This is a genomic window from Ruegeria lacuscaerulensis (assembly GCF_013034685.1).
Taxonomy (GTDB): Bacteria; Pseudomonadota; Alphaproteobacteria; order Rhodobacterales; family Rhodobacteraceae; genus Ruegeria; species Ruegeria lacuscaerulensis_B.
In genome coordinates this window covers 11,357-28,359 of record NZ_WQGO01000016.1, presented here as the reverse complement: position 1 = coordinate 28,359, position 17,003 = coordinate 11,357, and the positions used below count along the sequence as shown (strand labels likewise).

Sequence of the window (17,003 nt, the reverse complement as noted above, 5' to 3'; positions counted from 1 at the left end):
AGAAACTGGGGCGATTTCGGGGGCATTTCGAGGGTGAGCACGGGGCATTTCTGACCGCTAGAGAGCCCAAAAATATGCTTGAACTCGAGTGAGCTCAATCACGACTCAGACGACAGAAACTCTTTCCGCGTGAACTTATTTAGTTTGTGAGCCATTTCCGACAGCTATGTTCTGTGATCACAGTTCCAAAACTTAAGCTTAAACGAAGATGAAATCGTCTTCAGTGAGCAAGGTCGAATCTCCGAAACCTTGTAACACCACTCCTTCGATCGTTCCTTCTGTTTCAAAAAGGACCGTTGTCGAAGTGCCATTGTCGTAGATTATCAAGTCCTCGATGTCGTCGATGCCGTAGGCACTAACATCAATAAGATCACCATCCGACTGCCGAAAATCGCCAATTCTGTCGTTTGCCGTGACTCCTGATGGACTGAAAACAAAGACGTCTGCTCCGCCTACCGCATCTGCACCCAAAATTACCGCATCGCCGAACATTGTATCGCTACTGCTGCTCGAGATAAGTGTGTCATTTCCGCCGACGGTAAAGTCAGACATTGTACGGGCGTCTCCAATTAGCGTGTTGGAGAACGCCGTCGCTGCAATCAGGATGTCGTCTCCTCCTGTTGCATTCCCTGACATCAGGTAGCCGTCGCCTGAAAGTGTGTTAATCCAGACATTGTCACCTCCGTACAAGACATCGTTTCCGCCCGAAGACGTTCCCCTAAGAGTGTCAGCGTCCCCATGGAGATTATTAAATTCGCTGGCATCGCCACCATATAAAGTATCATCTCCGCCCGTAGAATCCCCTGACATCTGAGGGCCATCTCCATACATCCAGTTGAAATCTGCCCTCTCTCCACCGAAGATTGTATCGTCTCCGCCCGAGGAAGAGTCGTTGAGATAATGTGCATCACCAATCAAAGAATTAGTAACGCCGTCAAAGTTCGCCGTTCCATCGAGTTCAGGACCGTCGCCCTGGTTTGAACCGCCAATAAGAATATCGTTTCCGCCGACTAAATCGCCGCCGAACTCCCAAGCGTCACCACTTGCAACGTTTAGCTGCCTCGTATTCGTTGTGGGACTAATACCGCCAACCGAGATCATGTCATTTCCAAACTTGACGTTTTCGTAGGCGTATTTGGCATCTCCAAACACTCGGATATTAGTGGCGTCGAGCCCACCGATAATCTGATCGTCACCTCCACTGGAACGGTCAGACATGATAACCGCGTCGCCGTAGGCTTCGGTTACACTCGAGGCCCCGACATGAATTACATCATCCCCACCGCGTGCTCGGTCCCGCATTTGGTCAAAGTCACCGATCAGCACATCCTTGGTCGCGGTGTCAGCGCCAAAGATCGTATCATTGCCGCCAACGGCCCGATCGTAGGCACCATACCACCCGATATCGTTCTCAAAATGCCATTTGTTACCTGCGTCGCCATACACGGTGTTAATCGTGGCGTATTCCCCCGCATAGATAGTATCGTCACCACCAACGGCGAAATCATCCATTGCCCCAGCATCGCCGGACAGTTCGTTCGACGCGCCATCAGAGCCGCCATAAATGACGTCATCACCGCCAGTTGTTTTGTCAAGCAAGGAGTTTGCATCGCCCCTGATAGTGTTTTGAACCGCTCCGTCGGCTCCGGTAAGAATATCATTCCCACCTACGCCAAAATCCGAAATCCACTCGGCATCACCCAGTGCTTTCCCACCTTCACCATCAGGTAATTTGTAGACGTCGTTCCCGCCTAGTCGCTTCCCTGTCAATCCTCCGAAAATCTCACTCCAAAAAGCCATAGTCTCCCCCCCCTGAGCAACCATGTATATCAATGTTTGAATGTAATGTATGAACCGACTCCGCACATTGACTTAGGTCAAATGAGAGTGGTTCAGCGCTACGTAGATGGGTAAAACATAGCCAATTGCGTTTCCCGAGGGCGGAAATCGATTGCCGCTTTGTTTTATGTTTGAGTAGGCGACATTGCCCAATGGAGTAGTCTGCTTCGGCGCACAACCCGGTCATCCGCCCAGACTGTATGAATCTCCGCTCCTCCCAGAAAACCGAGCAACCTCCTGCATCTAAATAAAGAAGCAACTGCAGGAGTTTGATCCATGAAGTACTTGTCTGCCCTCGGCGTTCTCGTCGGGGGTTTTCTTTTGCACCCACCGCCCAAGGCCGTCCTGACGACGATGCTCTGGGTGGTTTCGCGGTCTCATCCCGCTGTCTCGGCGCTGGTTCTGTTGGCGGTTCTCTGGACGTGGAGGCCCAACGATGACTGAGCTGGAGCTAAACCCCGGCGACGTTGTGGTCGTCCGCGCTTTCGATGACGTCCCTGAGCATCACTTCCGGGTGGAAGAGGTGTTTGAAGACTGCGTGACCGGCTTTGCTGTCACCGGCCCTCTGGCTGGGTCCTACGGCGAACCGGCCCTCGAGATGATCCTAAGGCTCGTCTCAACCAACTGATCCCATCCCAAATTCGAAACAGAAAAGGAGGAGACACATGTCTGCTCACATTCGCTATGCCTATCTGAAGGGCCATACGTGGTTGTTCAGACGTAACTATCCCGTTGTCGTAGCTCTCGCGCTGGGCGCTCATAGTGCTCTCGTTGTGATGTAGTGTTACTGGTTAGCAAAAGATGTGTTGTTTCAAAAAAATGAGAAACTGCCTGTTTGAATCCTGAAATGATGAGCTGCTTATCGCTTTGAAACCGTGCAAGTGCACCGCTCGCAATGCCCGGTCCGCCAAGCCTCGGATATAAGACTTGCCAGCCAAGACGGGTCGGAGCATCTACAGACTAAGCTGTGACTGGTGCGGTGAGGATATGCTTCCCTCGGCGTACTTAGTTATTGTCCTCCGCTCCACCTTCCCGGCGCTGCAGATCCTCTTCGGACATTGGCTCGAGAAAGTCGGGGGAAGAAAGCCGAGGTAACCCGGATCTATACGCGTGGGCCATATTTGCGGCATCTGCGCCTGCTCGATGTGTTGTTGGGCGCTCCGCTCGCGTTTCGTAGACTTGCTCGATCGCACCGGGTGCAACAACGCCGTCTTCTTGAGAAAACAAAATCCGGACGATGCGGTCGAAGTCATCGATCTGCCTCGCCGGTTCACCGAGCGTTGCGAGAAGACGGTCAAGCCAGCGTCGGTCGAACTCAGGAGCGTCGCTGACAAGGATGTTGTCGCCTACAATTTCTTTCAGCCATCGCGCAACATCAACCGCGGGTTCCGCCATCTTCAAGGCGCTGAATGGGATATTGTGTACGGTAGCGCTTTTCTCTGACCAATCATCGAGCAACCAGTCAGGATCTGGCTGTATGAGCTTGCTCTCGACAACGACGCCCTGCTGTTCGATCCACGCAAGGCCAACTTCGATCGGCCAGCTTTCGGGACTCAACGAGGATGCCTCGAAGTCGATGAATACGAGCTTTTTCGGATAGACCATTTTCCCATGCGCATCGAGCCCGACACCGAGACCAAGGGAGCGACGTTTGGCAAAAAATGCTTCTTCTTCCGGCGTCGGCCGGCTGATTGAGTTCAATAGGTCTTCCAGGTCATCCTGAGACATGACTTTCAGTTGCAAGTTGGGCTCAGAGCCACAGGTTCCGGTTTTCGTCAAGTGTCATGGCAGGTTCTGCGGTTGCGGGAATGTAACTTATCAATTGTGGGAACATCAAAATGACAACGTGGGAAATTGCCTTCAATATTGCGGCCGCGGGAGCGACAATCATTCTTCTTCTTCATCTATGGCGGCTACTGAAAACGTGCGATCGGGATCGTTCAAACGACGCTGAACTCGTGAAACAGTTTAGGGACACCGCGCCATATGACAATCTCGAAGACCTATTATCGAACAAAGAATAAATTTTGATCGGTGACGAGGAAGCACCTCCCATCTGTCTTTTAACGGCACGAAAGTCTCGAGTTCGGATCCCAGTATGCGTCAATTGGGTCGCAGTGCTTGAACCGTGCTCCGTCAATCGCGCCCAGAATATTTGGCTTCCGGTCAGGCACCCTTGCCAAACTGGCATAACCGTACATGTAGTGATCCATTGCATGTGCGCTGGATCAGCAAAAATACGATGTTTTTCCGCAGAAATTGGATAGACATGTTCAATGAAGAGGTTCGCCTCAGGTTTTCTTTCTGTCTTTCTTTCAGCCAAAGCCAATTGATGTCAGACCGTGACTAACCTTCGGTTTGCCATGGCAACCTTTGCAACACTAAGACGGGTACTTCCTCGAGCACGGATGTGCATTGGCACAAGAAACTGGGCGCGCCTGAACGCGCCCAGTTTCGTCAAGTCGCGACGTGAGATACCTCTTTGTCCGGCGAGTATATGTCCAAGATGTTCCAATGTCCGGTTGTTGGTGTTGGGTTATTGATCATTGGGACATCAAGGACAGTAGGTTTCCCGCTGGCAATTGCAGCTTCTAGTGCGGGCAACAACTCGTCAGCAGTGCTGAGCCTGTGCCCTTCCGCGCCATAAGCTCTTGCAATGTCTGCATAACCCGGCCCGTTTGCGGGTGCTGCGGCTGATCCGGGGAACGTTGTTCCATAGGTCAGGCCGTAATGCGCCTTTTGAAGGCCCGCGATGGTGCCGAAGGCGTTGTTGTTCATCACCAGCCAGATGATCCCCAGATCAAGCTCAACCGCCGTTGCCAGCATCGAGGGATTTTGACCAAAACCACCATCGCCGACCAAACTGAGGACAACGCGATCCGGCGCCGCCAGTTTCGCCCCAATCGCTCCGGGAGGGCCAAAACCCATCGTCGCAAAACCGCCCGGAGTCAGTATCGACCCGGGTGTCAGGATATCGAACTGTTGTCCAACACCGTTCTTGTTCCACCCCACGTCCGTGGTGATGATGGCATCCTCAGGCAGTGCCTTGCGGGTATCTGCCAGAATACGCTCGGGCATCATCGGAAAGGCTGCTGAGGTCGCCATTTCCACGTTGTGCGCTTTGAAATCCGTTCGGAAGTCGGCGATCTTCTGTTCCAGAGCGGGGCGTTTGAAACCGTCCGGATACATCTCGCGGGCGACCCGGTTGAGGACGCGCAAAGCGGCCTTGGCGTCAGCAACGACGCCGATCTCGGTGGGATAGTTCCGACCGATTTCCTGCGGTTCGATGTCGATATGGATGACCTTCGAGCCGGGAATGTTGAACGTATAGCCGGGATACCAGCTGGAACAATCGGCCTCTTTGAACCGGGTTCCCACCGCAAAGATGTAGTCCGCATTCAAGCAGGACTGGTTGACCAATTCGGTGCCCCAAAACCCGGTCATTCCCAGTACAAGCGGATGGTCGTCTCGCAACGCGCCTTTACCCATCAGGGAATGCGCGACTGGAAGGCCCATATGTTCAACAAATTCTCGCAACTCCTCGCTGGCCTGTGCCAGAAGAATACCACCCCCGACATAAGCGACTGGGTTTTCGGCTTTAGCCAACGCTTCGACAATCTCTCCCGCTGTCTCGTCGTCAATCGACGGTTTCTTGAGCGCGCGCGTGTTGTCGCGGATACGGTCGAAACTGTCCGAGGGGATCACCTCTGAAAAGATGTCCATTGGGACATTGACCAGTACCGGCCCGGGCTGGCCGCTTTCAGCGAGATGAAACGCCTTTTCCAGAATCTCGGCCATCAGGTCGGCGCGATCCACGCGCCAAGCGCGCTTCACGAAGGGTCGGTAAATCTCCCATTGGGCTGCGTCTGCATGCAGGTTCACTTCCTGATGCGGATGTTTACCGTAGTAGTGCGTGGGAATGTCACCCGCGATCACGACCATCGGGATACAGTCCAGTGCGGCGTTGGCGACCCCGGTGGCGCAATTGGTCAGCCCCGGGGAGAGATGGGACAGCACCACCGAGGCCTTGCCCGTCACGCGGGCATATGCATCCGCCGCGTGGCTGGCGATTTGTTCGTGTCGTACTGTGACGAAATCGATGGGACTTTCCGCCAGCGCAGCCAGAACCGCAATGTTCGTGTGCCCGCACAGGCCGAAAACGTGCTTGACCTCACGGCGTTCGAGAAAGTCAACGATATGTTCGGCAACGGTTTTGCCGTCCAGTTTCGCTCCGTCCATCACGCGACCTCCTGTCCGTAGAACTCACCGAACAGATCCGGCTCCGAGGGGCGATCCTCAGGGATCGGACGGCTGACCCAGGTGTAGTTCATCATGTGTTTCATGGTGACGTTTTCGTTGGTGATGTTGCCGCCCCAGATGCCGCAGCCCAGGCTGCTGGTCATAGGCATGCCATTGGTCCAGGCACCCGCATTGGCCTTGGACTGAGGCTGTCGCACCATCATGCGGCTGACCGGAGCCAGACGCGCCAACCGGTCGATGTGATCGTCATTGTGGCTGTAGATGCCGCAGGAATGGCCCTTGCCGCCGGTGTTGTAGATCTGGCTGACCGTTTCCAGCGCGTCATCGAACGTGTCGAAGTGATAAAGCGCCATCAGTGTGGTCAGTTTTTCCTTGGAGAACTTGTGCTGCGGGCCGATTTGCCCCTGATTTTCAACCATCAGAAACTTGCGATCTTCGGGGATGCTAAAACCGGCGACCTTGGCCGTTTGCTGCGGTGGACAGGCGATGGTCGGAAACGTTCGGTTTCCCTTTTCATCCCACATGGCCGCTTCGAGCATGGCCTTCTCTTCATCCGAACACAGGTAGCCGCCCTCGGCTTGAAGCGCCTTGACCATATCGTCGTAAACTGAGCGCTGGATGATGATGTTGCCGTCGGCCGAGCAGCCCGACCCAAAGTCGGAGATCTTTGAAATGCGAGTGTTCTGGGCGGCGATGTCCAGATCGGCGGTTTCATCGATGACGATAGACGAATTGCCCGCGCCAACACCATAGGCCGGGCGCCCAGAACTGTAGGCCGCTTTGACCATCGGTTTGCCACCCGTCGCCAAAGTCAGGTCGCAGATCTCCATCAGATGTTGCGTCAATGGGATCGACGGTTTGCGAATGGATTGGAACAAGTCCTCGGGGGCACCGGCAGCACGACAAGCTGCACGCATAACCTCGACGATTTCGAAGGTGGTATGGGCGGTTCGCGGATGCGGGCTGAAGATGACCGCATTCCGGGCGTTCGCGGCGGACACGCCGGTCACTGGTGGAGTCATTGCCGGGTTGGTCATCGGGATCAGGGAGGCGATCACACCGGCAGGTTTGGCATATTTCACCAAACCTTTTTCCTCATCCACCTCGACGATACCCGTCGAGGGTGTGCGCAAGACATCTCGCAGCACCATGTGAATCTTGAAGCGCTTCGCAGGACGCCCTGCGCGATCTCCGATACCGCTTTCGTCCACGCCCTGCTGGGCCAAACGCGTGAAGGTTTTCTCGTTCCCCGCATACCACGCAATGGCCTGAGACAGCCGGTCCAGCTTGTCCTGATCCCAATCCTCGATCTCGGCCATGGCAGCGCGGGCGCGTGCCAGCATATCGGCCGCCATGTTGCGGTCGTTTTCAGTGAGCTCTTTGCCCATGATGATCCTCTTGGTTTTTTAGAATTGCAGCATCGGGCACACGACGCTGTGACCGCGCCTCGCCGAATGTTCGCTTGGCGTGGCTGAGACAGCGACGCGCGTGTTCTTCATATCCCAACTCGGCAACGCGGCTCTGGTTAGGCAGTTCGATGGAATAGTCGACGGGTGGCATCCGTTCGATGATGCCGGTGAAATCGATCCAACCTTCGCCAGGATATAGCCGCGCATCGCGCGCCAGCTGGATCATGCCCTCTCGCGTATCGGCGATCCCGGGCAGGCAATCGGAGATATGCAGAAAGTGGAACAACTCCGAGGGGACGTGCAGAAGCTCTCCGAGATCAACGCGACTGAGGTGCAGATAAAGCGTATCGACCAGAATACCGCCATTCGGTTGATCAGAGGCGCGGACAATATCCAGGGCCTCATCCAGAGTGCGCAAGCGAGAGAAGCTTGGGAATTCCAAGTCCACTGTTAGCCCGTAGGGCGCCGCCAGTTCGCAGGTTTCAGAATAGACGTCGATCAGGAAGTCACGATCATCGCGGGTATTGGTCCACGCGCTCATGATCATGCGTTTAGCGCTCAATTCCCCACCGATCTCAAGAGAAGGTTCAAAACTGCGCGGATCGACATCTTCCGTGATGCGCGCAAGTTCGACATCGAGGACTTTCAAGCCAGTGGTAGAGAGAGCGGTTTTGGTGGCATGCACCTGTGCCTTGTCGATTGGAGATTGAGTGAATTCACCGGGCACATGCATCGGAATGAATCTGGGGCTGACGGCATCGTAACCGGCCCGCGCGGCGATATAGACCAACTCGGGCGGCGTAGCGCCAATCAGCGTCAGATGCGCCAAGGAATAGAGAGAGGGGCTTGCGCCAACCTCTTCGGGTTTCGCCATGAACGACAGCTCCACGTGTCTGCGAATCTCAATTTCATCACACGTAGTAAAAAATATCTGATATTTTTAAAAATATCAACTTAAAATACTGAGCAGGAAATGAAAGCGCCCGGGCATGTTTTACATTCGTGTTGGCAAAGCCTTAGAGAGGGACCCAGTCACCTCCGGACTGGTGAGAGCGCACGGAGGCATCAATGAATCGGACACCGTCTGCGCCTTGATTGACACTGGGATAGGTCAGCCAATGGGCCGGAATCGCGACGCCATCCCGGCGCGCGGCCACTGCCATTGCGAACTCAGCATAAAGATTAGCCCAGGCTTCGATAATCCCCTCAGGGAAGCCCCGCGCGGTACGGATCAGACGTTCTGCGCCGGGTCCGATACCATGCCCGTGACCTCGGCTGATGGTACGATCCGGCTCACCGAACCGATTGAACTTCAGCTGTTCCGAATTCTCCAAGTCCCACTCGAGGCCTCCTTCGCTCCCGAATATCCGTAAGCGCAAACCGCCTCGATTTCCGGGGGCCAGGCGTGTCGCCATCAGAGTTCCCGGAACCTCGTTTTGATAGCGGGTGAACATGAATACTGTGTCTTCCAAAGGCTTTGGCGCGCCGCAGACATGAAACTCGGCCCGTAGGTCAGTCAAAGGCAGGCCCGAGACAAAACTGGCGAGATGCGCGGCATGAGTGCCGATATCGCCGACACAGCTGGTCGGACCAGAAATCTTTGGGTCCAGCCGCCATTTGACGTGGGGCGCATCAGCCACATCATCGGGCGTCATCCAGTCTTGCATGAACTCGACGTGGATTTGGTTGATTTTACCGATGCCGCCTTCCGCCACTATTTGTTTGGCCTGACGGATTACTGGAAAACATGACATCGCATATCCGACAGCAAAGATGTTTCCCGTGCGTGCGGCGATCTCCTCAAGCCCCTCGGCCTCGGCAACTTCGTTGGTCAGGGGCTTGTCGCACAGCACGTCAATGCCCGCCTCAAGAAACGCTTTGGCAGCTTCGAAATGAACGTGGTTCGGTGTCGTGATCATGACTGCATCTACGCCATCCGGGCGCGCCGCCTCGGCCTGTGCCATCTCGTCGAACGACGCATAGCACCTGTCTGCCGGCAGGAACCACTCGGCCCCGCGCGCCTTGCTTCGCGCGGCGTCAGAACTGAGCGCGCCTGCGGTGACCTCCCACCGGTCGGTCATCCGCGCGGCCGTTGCCTGCGTGACAGAGATCCGTCCGCCGCCAATAACGCCCAGCCGCAAACGGCGAGACAACCGGGGGAAAGGTCCGTCAAAGTTCAGGTCTTCGGGTAAAAGTCTCTCAGCCATTCTGCATCTCCATTTCCGGGACCCGTACGCCTTCCGGCAGCATTTCCACCGCCATGAAAATGCTGGGGGTAATCGTCTCGTACTGATGCCAGGGATAGTTGCCTTCAGCGTCATACATCGGTTTGTGCGTCGTGCCGGGGGCCATGAATTCTTCGAGATAAAGGGTTTCAACATCCCGCTCACGGCATTGCTGCATTTTGCCAAAGCCTACGATTTGCGTATGCACTTCGCGAAACCCCGGTACCGGGCAGAACGGATGATCCTTGTGCAATCCGACATTCAATGGGACCGAACCGGAATGGTACATGGTCAGTCCAACGTTACCCACGAAAACCTTTGGCGACATGTAGTGGCTGACACCGCGCAAACGCTCCTCTTGGCGAACATCAAAAGCAGATGGCCATGTATCTTTCACCCATGCGAAAAACTCGTTGTCATCGGCATGGGCGTCGAAATCGTGGACAATGACTGCACGTTCAACGCCGCTAAGCGTGCTGTCTTGCACGATCACAGAGGAAAGCGGTGCAATGGTCTGATCCTCGACAGAGAGATTTCGCCCCCCAAGGTTAAGGACGATGGCGCGACCCTCGATAGAAATTCTGCGCTCGTCAGTTATGTGCTGGATGCGAAAGAATGGCTGAGCAAAGTCGAGTGTCTCAATCGGCATGAACCAATTCCTTCCTCTCATCGTTAAGGAAATCGACCGGCAAAGGCTCCGGAGCCGCGCAACGGCTTTCTATCGTCTGATAGGCGCCAAATTTTGGTGCCCGTTCGATCGCGTCCATGACCTCGAAAACGTGGTAGGCGAGCGCTCCACTTGCACGGGGTTGGCGTCCTTCTTGCGCCGCCAGGGCCAGATCCAAAAGGCCGAGACCACGGCTGTCCTCATTGAACCCGTGTTTGTTGACGACCACCTGCCAGCCTTCGCGACCGGATGGGCGCGGCTGATGAGACCAGCGCGAGGTCTCCCGCGTTTTCAGCCAGACATCCCCCTGAAAGATGTTGGCACCATGTACCGGGTCAGGGTCTGGGATGCTGATGGTGCCTTTTTCACCGTAGATCTCGAACCGCGGCGTTTCGCTATCCCAGACGTCAAAGCTCATGGTCATCGACCCTATTGCCCCGGAAGAGAACTGCAGCAGGCTTAGGGAATGCGTGTCGACCTCGACATCCATCCATTCACCGTTGCGAGGGCCGTTTTCGATCATCCTTTTGTCGAACGTGCGCCGAGCCATTCCGGCGACGCGGTCAATTTGCCCAAGGCAAAAAATCATGGCGGTCAGGTAGTACGGCCCAAGGTCCAGCAATGGCCCACCACCCGCCTTATAGTAGAAATCCGGGTTGGGATGGTGGCGCTCCGTCCCGTGGGTCCCGACATGGGCAAAAGCCCCTGTCGGTTTGCCAATGGCACCCTCGTCGATCAAGCGCCGAACGGTCTGCCAGCGACCGCCCAGAAATGTGTCGGGCGCGCAACCGACCAGTAACCCCTTTTCAGAGGCAATGTGCAGAATCGCCTTACCATCCGTGCGATTCATAACCAGCGGCTTTTCTGAATAGACGTGTTTGCCCGCCTCCAGAGCGCGCAGGCTGATTTCGGCATGGGCCGCCGGAATTGTCAGATTCAAAACGCAGTCAATTGTCGGATCGTCAAACACTTCATCTGGAGTGCAGGCCTTGGCGATGCCGTATTGATCCGCCTTGACGCGGCTTTCCGAAGGATCGAGGCTTGCGCAAGCCACGACCTCGACGTTCGAGAATTTGGATAGCGTTTTTAGATAGATATCGCTTATGCGACCACAGCCAATAAGGCCGACCCGGAAGGATTTCGATGTCTCACCTGTCATCATTCCTGTCTTCGTAGAGGGGTAAGTAATTTGGGGGCATCGGCCCTTTATTTCGGCCACCCTGGTTCATCTGTTCCCAAGCGTGGGCGAGTATTCCGACCGAGCGGGACAGGCAGAACAGCCCTCGCGACAAGGGCGCAGGAAAGCCAAGTTCGCAGAAGATCACGGCCGTCGCTCCGTCAATATTCATGGCAATTGGCCGACCGCCTCGTTGACGACCGAGTTCGGCTTGAACCTCTTCTCCGATATCGGCAAACCGGCCAGAAACTGTGCCTTCTGCCGCCGCATCACGAACAAGTTGCATCAAACGTGGTGCGCGTGGGTCGACAGGCTTGTGAAACCTGTGACCAAAGCCCGATACGATCTTGCCGTAGGTCTCGCGCCAACTGTCCAAGCCATCCCGAACAGCGTCATTCAGCGAAGCTCCCGCATCCATGCGGACTGCGATATCATAGTACAGCTCTGCACACTGCTCTCCTGCCCCGCCGTGCACGTCGCCCAGCATGTTCACCGCAGTCGCCATCGCATTATTGAGACCCACCCCGCAGGTGGCGGCCATACGCGCAGCCGCAATCGAGGGGGCTTGCGGGCCGTGATCCACGCCTGCGACCAAAGCAGCCTCGAACAGGCGCGCTTGTGCGCCGCCGGGCAGATCGCCCCGCACCATCAGCCAGATCATCTGCGGGAAAGATACGTTCCCGATCAGGTCCTCTATGGCGTTGCCACGAAAAGCGATCTGACCGGGCTTCATGTCGATGATTGAAGTACGCCACCATTGGCGGATAGCTTGCTCGTCGTTTGTCATACCGTTGCACCTCTAAGCTCGCGCATGCGCTGCTGACAAAGTGAATCGAAAACGCTTTGAAGACGACTGATTGAGGCGGTGCAGCCGGTGAAGATTTCAAAAGACGCTGCAGCCTGATGAACTGCCATCCCAGCACCATTCATCACTTTCAACCCAGTTGTGCGGGCGCTGCTCAGAAGGTGTGTCTCGAGCGGGAAATATACGATATCTGCCACCCAAGCACCCGGCCGCAACAATGATGGATAAATTACCGACCCGGGGTACTTATCCATCCCGAGCGGTGTTGCGTTTACCACTCCGTCCACAAATTTGACCCGATCCAACGAAATCGAGGGGGAACCCTGAAGCTTTGCATAAGGGCGCAAGACCTTTAGTCGACTGACCAGCGCCTGCGCTCGGTGGAAGTCAGGATCGATGATCTCCAGATCTCGAACACCTGAATCAAGCAAAGCCAAAGAGACTGCACTGCCCGCGCCACCGGCACCAAACAAGAGAACCGTTTCAGTCTTCGATGACCCAAAAAAATCTCCGAAGGCACTGTGGAAACCTATGTAATCGGTGTTATGGCCAACCATTCGGTCGTCACAAAAAACCACCGCGTTGACAGCTTGAAGCTCCTCAGCAGTCTTGGAAAGCTCATCAAGATGATCAATTACTGATGCTTTGTAGGGGTGTGTCACGTTGACCGCCGCACAGCCTAATTCAACGGAATAATGCAGTAGATCAGCGACCGACATTCCACGAAATGGCTCTTTTGCAGTGTCGATCCTACCGTAGCTCAGATCGATACCCTGCGCCCGGCTCTCCGCCTCATGCATCTCAGGCGTCATGGAGCCAGAAATCCCTTGCCCGATTAGTGCGGCCTTCATTTTAGGTTGTTCCTTCCGCCATGTGGTGTCGCGTTTGCGCCGCTAATCGAAACGCAGCATTACGCGCGCCATAGCCGGCGTAGCCAGTTCGGCGCTCAACAATTTCAAAGAAAAAGCCGTTAAAGATAGGGCGGCTGTATATCTGAAAATACTCGGCACCCGCCGCCCGATCGTAGAGAATGTTCCCCCTGCGCAATTGGGCGATCAAATCGTCATCCAATCCGAATGTCGCTTGCAGATCAGCGTAGTAGTTTTCCGGGATCGCCAGACTAGGAAAGTCGGACTTTAGCAATTGGGCTGAGGTTTCAAATATGTCGTCAGACTGGAAGGCGATGTGCTGAACCCCGGCCCCAAAGCCATCTTCAAGGAAGGACGCTGCCAGTGTTCGGCGCCCAACGGCCCCGTTCAGGTTCAGGCGCACTTCGCCCTCGGGGCTTTCAATGGCTTGGCTTTGTACGACGCCAGACGGGTCTGCAACGTTTACGATTGGCGACTTCGCCATCTCAAAAGTAGAAATGTAGTAGAGCAGCCAGCTTTGCATCTCATCGTGACGCATCGTCTGAGCCAAATGATCGATGCGGCGCAGGCCGGCAGGCTGGGTCACTTTGGTTTTCGCAACCGGCTCGAACTCGATGTCCCATACCCGGTGCAGATCGGATTTCTCATCTATGAAATGAACGACGTTGCCACCAACGCCCCGAATGGCCGGGATATCCAGTTCCCCTGTTCCCACCGGTTGTGAGAAATTCGGCGCGCCCAACGCGGTCGCCCGCTGAACCGTCTGATCCGCATCTTTGACACGCAACCCCATGTCACAAACGGAGGGGCCGTGACCCAGGAACGCCGAATGGGCAAATCCTTCCTTTTCGGTATTCACAACGATGTTTATCGCGCCCTGCCGCCACAGCTCGACGGACTTGGATACGTGTTTTCGCTCCATTCGAAAACACATTGCTGACAACATATCTGCCAGCTGCGCGCCGCTTGTTTCGTCGGCTGTAAATTCGACAAATTCGAAGCCTGACGCATAGACGCGTTCCGGCAGGTCCGGGATGCCGAAATCGGTTCCCGGCTCGGTCCGGGATACCTCATCCAGGAGGTTCACCAGCGACCTGTAGCTGTCTCGGGCCAGTGTTCGGCCACCGGGTTGAGGAGCTGCTTCGTTGACGCGTGCAACCGACCAAGGCCCTTTGTATCCGGCGCGAGACAACACGCGAACGAAGCCCGCAAGGTTCAGCGACCCAAGCCCCGGCAGAAGCCCAAAGTGCCGCTTGAGCCGACGTATATCCATCTCAAGCCGGGGTGCATCGGACAGTTGCACATGGAACAGCCGCTCTCCGGGAATGTCCCGAAGGCGGGCTGGTTTGGATCCGTCGGCAAGCGAGAAGAAGGAATTCAAAGCCAACCCCAGATTAGGGCTGTCGACAGCATCAACGACGCCTAACGCCTGTTCATCCGAGTGAATAAGATCCGACCATGGCAAGCCCATATAGGCCAGACGCATCCCCATTTCTTTAGCGATTTGGGCCGCCTCGCCAAGATCTGCGATTACCTGTTCTTCGGTCGCAGCGACATCGACCTCGAAGGCAGACCCGATAAGCAGCAATTTCGTTCCCAACTCGCTCATCAGGTCGAGCTTGCGCTTCAGCCGATCAAAGGCGCGCTCCCGTCCACCGCCGGACTGGCCTTCAAGGTTATGGAAGGGTTGCAGCAGGCAAATCTTAAGGCCGAGATCTGATGCAATGTTCCGAATTTGCGATGGCGGCCCATCAAAAGCGGTCAAATCCGGTTCGTGTAATTCGACACCTCCGAACCCCGCGTCGGCGATAGCACTCAGTTTTTCGGCCAGATCACCGGGGATCGACGTTGTCGAAACCGAGAGGCACATTATCCCTGATATCCAAACATACGCGGTAACCACAGAACCAGATCAGGCATCAGCATCATGATCACGAGGGCGAAGATGAGCACCGCGAGGAAGGCCCAGATTTCGGAGATGATTTCGCGCAGCGGAATGTCCGTCACGGCGTTGATCACAAAGAGTAGAATGCCATAGGGCGGCGTGATCAGACCGATCATCGAGTTCACGACGACCAGCACTCCGAAATGCACCAGATCAATCCCGAGCGCTTCGCAGGTTGGAATGAACAGGGGCACGATCACCAGGATGATCGTTGTTGCGTCTAACACGCATCCCAGCGCGAGGATCAGCAGGTTTACGAGGATCAGGAACACAATCGGGCTGACATCAGAACCCTCCAACAGCGCCGAGATAGACTGCGGTATTTGCTCCTGAATAACGATGAAGTTCAGAATGAACGCGCCCCCGATGACCACCCCGACGGCTGCGGAAGAGCGCGCGCTGTCGACGAACACTTGATAAAGGCCACGGAAGGTCAGCGCGCGGTAGAACAACGCTGCCAATAGCAGAGCGTAGAATGCAGCCACGGCTGCAGCCTCGGTCGGAGTAGTAACGCCGCCATATATGCCGTACAGCAGGATTGCAGGCATCAGCAGAGCCGGAAACGCGTTGGCGGTTTTAGCCGGCAATTCGCGCAGTGGAACAGGTTCTTCCAATGCAAAGTTCCGCTTTCCGGCCAGATAGTAGTTCATCGCCATGAGGACGACGCCCATGATCAGGCCCGGAAGAATACCGGCCAGGAACAGCGACCCGATAGAGGCCTTGGAAACGAGCGCGTACAAAACCATCGGGATCGAGGGTGGAATGATCGGGCCAATCGTCGCCGACGCCGCCGTGATTGCGGCTGCGTAACCTCGGCTGTAGCGGCCATCTTTGGTCATCATTTCAATGATTATCTTGCCTATCCCCGCGGCATCCGCGACAGCCGAGCCGGACATGCCGGAAAAGATCAGAGACGCTACCACGTTTACGTGCCCAAGGCCGCCCTTGAAACGACCGACAGCGGCTACGCAGAAGTTCAGCAGACGGTCCGTGATCGACCCAGCGTTCATTATATTCGCGGCGACGATGAACAAAGGCACGGCAAGCAGGATCGTGCTTTTGTAAAAGCCTTGCAGGATCTTCTCACCCGCGAGGGCGACGTCCAGTCCGGCCGTGCCCAAGTACACTAATGAGGCCAAGAGGATGGAATAGCCGATAGGTGTCCCGATGCCTGCCAGAAGGAAGAGAGCGAGCAGGCAGGAAAGAAGTTCAAAACTCATTTCTTAACTTCCTCGTCCTCTTCGACGTCGACTCGGGGATGGTCGTCAACCACGTTGTACCCAACGACCAGTTCCAACTCTGTCTTTGGGGGGCCATTGCGCATAATGTCGAAGAAAAGCCACGCGTAGCGCGCTGCGACGACCAGCATGAATACCGCGTAAATCGAGAATACTGTGCGCAAAGGTATCTTCTCGCCGGAAAACGGATTGCGGACAGTCGATGTCTTGCGAATTTTCATCCAATCGATGTAGTCCCACGTCGGAAGGAAGCTGTAGAGCATACCGACCACGATCGCTGCGGCCGCCAGCATCGCAAAGACCTGCCGCACGCGCATCGGCACGGAAAGGTAGATGATGTCGAACTTCACGTGATCCCGTTCACGCACTATGAAAGCGCAACTGAAGAAGATCACCCAGACCCACAGAATGCCGATAAGTTCAAGCGTCCATCCGGCGGGGGTAAAGAAGTAGCGCAAGAGTATTTGCAATAGGAAGATCAGGAAGATTGCCGCCAGCATCCCGCCGGCAATCGCTTCGGTCAGTCGGGAGAACCCCTTCATAAAGGCTTTCATTATGGTTCTCCCTCC

At 55.6% G+C, this 17,003-nt stretch carries 15 protein-coding genes; 2 read left to right on the top strand and 13 right to left on the bottom strand.

Going from position 1 to position 17,003, the window contains the following annotated elements; translation table 11 throughout:
• Positions 1 to 198: 198 nt before the first annotated feature.
• On the bottom strand, positions 199 to 1,800 hold the full coding sequence (locus GOV80_RS21385) for an autotransporter outer membrane beta-barrel domain-containing protein (protein WP_170787628.1): 1,602 nt from the start codon (positions 1,798 to 1,800) through the stop codon (positions 199 to 201).
• 315 nt (positions 1,801 to 2,115) lie between these two features.
• Between GOV80_RS21385 and GOV80_RS21380 the strand changes: the two genes are divergently transcribed.
• Both GOV80_RS21380 and GOV80_RS21375 read left to right on the top strand, forming a co-directional pair.
• Entirely contained in the window at positions 2,116 to 2,283 is a 168-nt protein-coding gene (locus GOV80_RS21380) for a hypothetical protein (protein ID WP_170555652.1), read from the top strand.
• Positions 2,276 to 2,467: a hypothetical protein gene (locus GOV80_RS21375; protein WP_170787626.1), complete on the top strand. Its 192-nt coding sequence runs from the start codon at positions 2,276 to 2,278 to the stop codon at positions 2,465 to 2,467. The genes GOV80_RS21380 and GOV80_RS21375 overlap by 8 nt, the downstream gene beginning before the upstream one ends.
• A gap of 377 nt (positions 2,468 to 2,844) precedes the next feature.
• Here the strand turns inward: GOV80_RS21375 and GOV80_RS21370 are convergent, their stop codons facing one another.
• From GOV80_RS21370 to GOV80_RS21315, 12 genes are all read right to left on the bottom strand, one after another.
• Positions 2,845 to 3,582: a 3'-5' exonuclease gene (locus GOV80_RS21370; protein ID WP_170787624.1), complete on the bottom strand. Its 738-nt coding sequence runs from the start codon at positions 3,580 to 3,582 to the stop codon at positions 2,845 to 2,847.
• A gap of 714 nt (positions 3,583 to 4,296) precedes the next feature.
• Positions 4,297 to 6,078 carry a thiamine pyrophosphate-binding protein gene (locus GOV80_RS21365; RefSeq protein WP_170787622.1) on the bottom strand — a complete coding sequence of 594 codons (1,782 nt, stop codon included), beginning with the start codon at positions 6,076 to 6,078 and terminating at the stop codon, positions 4,297 to 4,299.
• Complete coding sequence (locus GOV80_RS21360) at positions 6,078 to 7,487, bottom strand: aldehyde dehydrogenase family protein (protein ID WP_170787620.1); 1,410 nt, start codon at positions 7,485 to 7,487, stop codon at positions 6,078 to 6,080. The genes GOV80_RS21365 and GOV80_RS21360 overlap by 1 nt, the downstream gene beginning before the upstream one ends.
• Positions 7,468 to 8,382: a sugar phosphate isomerase/epimerase family protein gene (locus GOV80_RS21355; RefSeq protein ID WP_170787618.1), complete on the bottom strand. Its 915-nt coding sequence runs from the start codon at positions 8,380 to 8,382 to the stop codon at positions 7,468 to 7,470. Before GOV80_RS21355 ends, GOV80_RS21360 begins: the two co-directional genes overlap by 20 nt.
• Before the next feature lie 142 nt (positions 8,383 to 8,524).
• A complete protein-coding gene (locus tag GOV80_RS21350; RefSeq protein WP_170787617.1) occupies positions 8,525 to 9,715 on the bottom strand; it encodes a Gfo/Idh/MocA family protein in 1,191 nt (396 codons plus the stop codon).
• Entirely contained in the window at positions 9,708 to 10,382 is a 675-nt protein-coding gene (locus GOV80_RS21345; RefSeq protein WP_170787616.1) for a hypothetical protein, read from the bottom strand. The genes GOV80_RS21350 and GOV80_RS21345 overlap by 8 nt, the downstream gene beginning before the upstream one ends.
• A complete protein-coding gene (locus GOV80_RS21340; RefSeq protein ID WP_237215977.1) occupies positions 10,372 to 11,559 on the bottom strand; it encodes a Gfo/Idh/MocA family protein in 1,188 nt (395 codons plus the stop codon). The genes GOV80_RS21345 and GOV80_RS21340 overlap by 11 nt, the downstream gene beginning before the upstream one ends.
• The gene (locus GOV80_RS21335; protein WP_170787614.1) at positions 11,549 to 12,364 is read right to left on the bottom strand and encodes a citryl-CoA lyase; all 816 of its coding nucleotides are present in this window, start codon (positions 12,362 to 12,364) and stop codon (positions 11,549 to 11,551) included. The genes GOV80_RS21340 and GOV80_RS21335 overlap by 11 nt, the downstream gene beginning before the upstream one ends.
• Positions 12,361 to 13,233 (bottom strand): shikimate dehydrogenase, encoded by an 873-nt coding sequence (locus tag GOV80_RS21330; protein WP_170787613.1) that lies wholly within the window; start codon positions 13,231 to 13,233, stop codon positions 12,361 to 12,363. The genes GOV80_RS21335 and GOV80_RS21330 overlap by 4 nt, the downstream gene beginning before the upstream one ends.
• A gap of 1 nt (position 13,234) precedes the next feature.
• Positions 13,235 to 15,121 carry a bifunctional sugar phosphate isomerase/epimerase/4-hydroxyphenylpyruvate dioxygenase family protein gene (locus GOV80_RS21325; protein ID WP_170787612.1) on the bottom strand — a complete coding sequence of 629 codons (1,887 nt, stop codon included), beginning with the start codon at positions 15,119 to 15,121 and terminating at the stop codon, positions 13,235 to 13,237.
• Positions 15,121 to 16,416 (bottom strand): TRAP transporter large permease, encoded by a 1,296-nt coding sequence (locus GOV80_RS21320; RefSeq protein ID WP_170328647.1) that lies wholly within the window; start codon positions 16,414 to 16,416, stop codon positions 15,121 to 15,123. The genes GOV80_RS21325 and GOV80_RS21320 overlap by 1 nt, the downstream gene beginning before the upstream one ends.
• Positions 16,413 to 16,988 carry a TRAP transporter small permease gene (locus GOV80_RS21315; RefSeq protein ID WP_170787611.1) on the bottom strand — a complete coding sequence of 192 codons (576 nt, stop codon included), beginning with the start codon at positions 16,986 to 16,988 and terminating at the stop codon, positions 16,413 to 16,415. Before GOV80_RS21315 ends, GOV80_RS21320 begins: the two co-directional genes overlap by 4 nt.
• Between the last annotated feature and the right edge of the window lie 15 nt (positions 16,989 to 17,003).

What these genes read in the sequence shown, in the direction of transcription:
- GOV80_RS21385 (WP_170787628.1), bottom strand. Translation starts at nt 1,800, where the DNA reads ATGGCTTTTTGGAGTGAGATTTTCGGAGGATTGACAGGGAAGCGACTA.
- GOV80_RS21380 (WP_170555652.1), top strand. Translation starts at nt 2,116, where the DNA reads ATGAAGTACTTGTCTGCCCTCGGCGTTCTCGTCGGGGGTTTTCTTTTG.
- GOV80_RS21375 (WP_170787626.1), top strand. Translation starts at nt 2,276, where the DNA reads ATGACTGAGCTGGAGCTAAACCCCGGCGACGTTGTGGTCGTCCGCGCT.
- GOV80_RS21365 (WP_170787622.1), bottom strand. Translation starts at nt 6,078, where the DNA reads ATGGACGGAGCGAAACTGGACGGCAAAACCGTTGCCGAACATATCGTT.
- GOV80_RS21360 (WP_170787620.1), bottom strand. Translation starts at nt 7,487, where the DNA reads ATGGGCAAAGAGCTCACTGAAAACGACCGCAACATGGCGGCCGATATG.
- GOV80_RS21355 (WP_170787618.1), bottom strand. Translation starts at nt 8,382, where the DNA reads ATGGCGAAACCCGAAGAGGTTGGCGCAAGCCCCTCTCTCTATTCCTTG.
- GOV80_RS21350 (WP_170787617.1), bottom strand. Translation starts at nt 9,715, where the DNA reads ATGGCTGAGAGACTTTTACCCGAAGACCTGAACTTTGACGGACCTTTC.
- GOV80_RS21345 (WP_170787616.1), bottom strand. Translation starts at nt 10,382, where the DNA reads ATGCCGATTGAGACACTCGACTTTGCTCAGCCATTCTTTCGCATCCAG.
- GOV80_RS21340 (WP_237215977.1), bottom strand. Translation starts at nt 11,559, where the DNA reads ATGACAGGTGAGACATCGAAATCCTTCCGGGTCGGCCTTATTGGCTGT.
- GOV80_RS21335 (WP_170787614.1), bottom strand. Translation starts at nt 12,364, where the DNA reads ATGACAAACGACGAGCAAGCTATCCGCCAATGGTGGCGTACTTCAATC.
- GOV80_RS21330 (WP_170787613.1), bottom strand. Translation starts at nt 13,233, where the DNA reads ATGAAGGCCGCACTAATCGGGCAAGGGATTTCTGGCTCCATGACGCCT.
- GOV80_RS21325 (WP_170787612.1), bottom strand. Translation starts at nt 15,121, where the DNA reads ATGTGCCTCTCGGTTTCGACAACGTCGATCCCCGGTGATCTGGCCGAA.
- GOV80_RS21320 (WP_170328647.1), bottom strand. Translation starts at nt 16,416, where the DNA reads ATGAGTTTTGAACTTCTTTCCTGCCTGCTCGCTCTCTTCCTTCTGGCA.
- GOV80_RS21315 (WP_170787611.1), bottom strand. Translation starts at nt 16,988, where the DNA reads ATGAAAGCCTTTATGAAGGGGTTCTCCCGACTGACCGAAGCGATTGCC.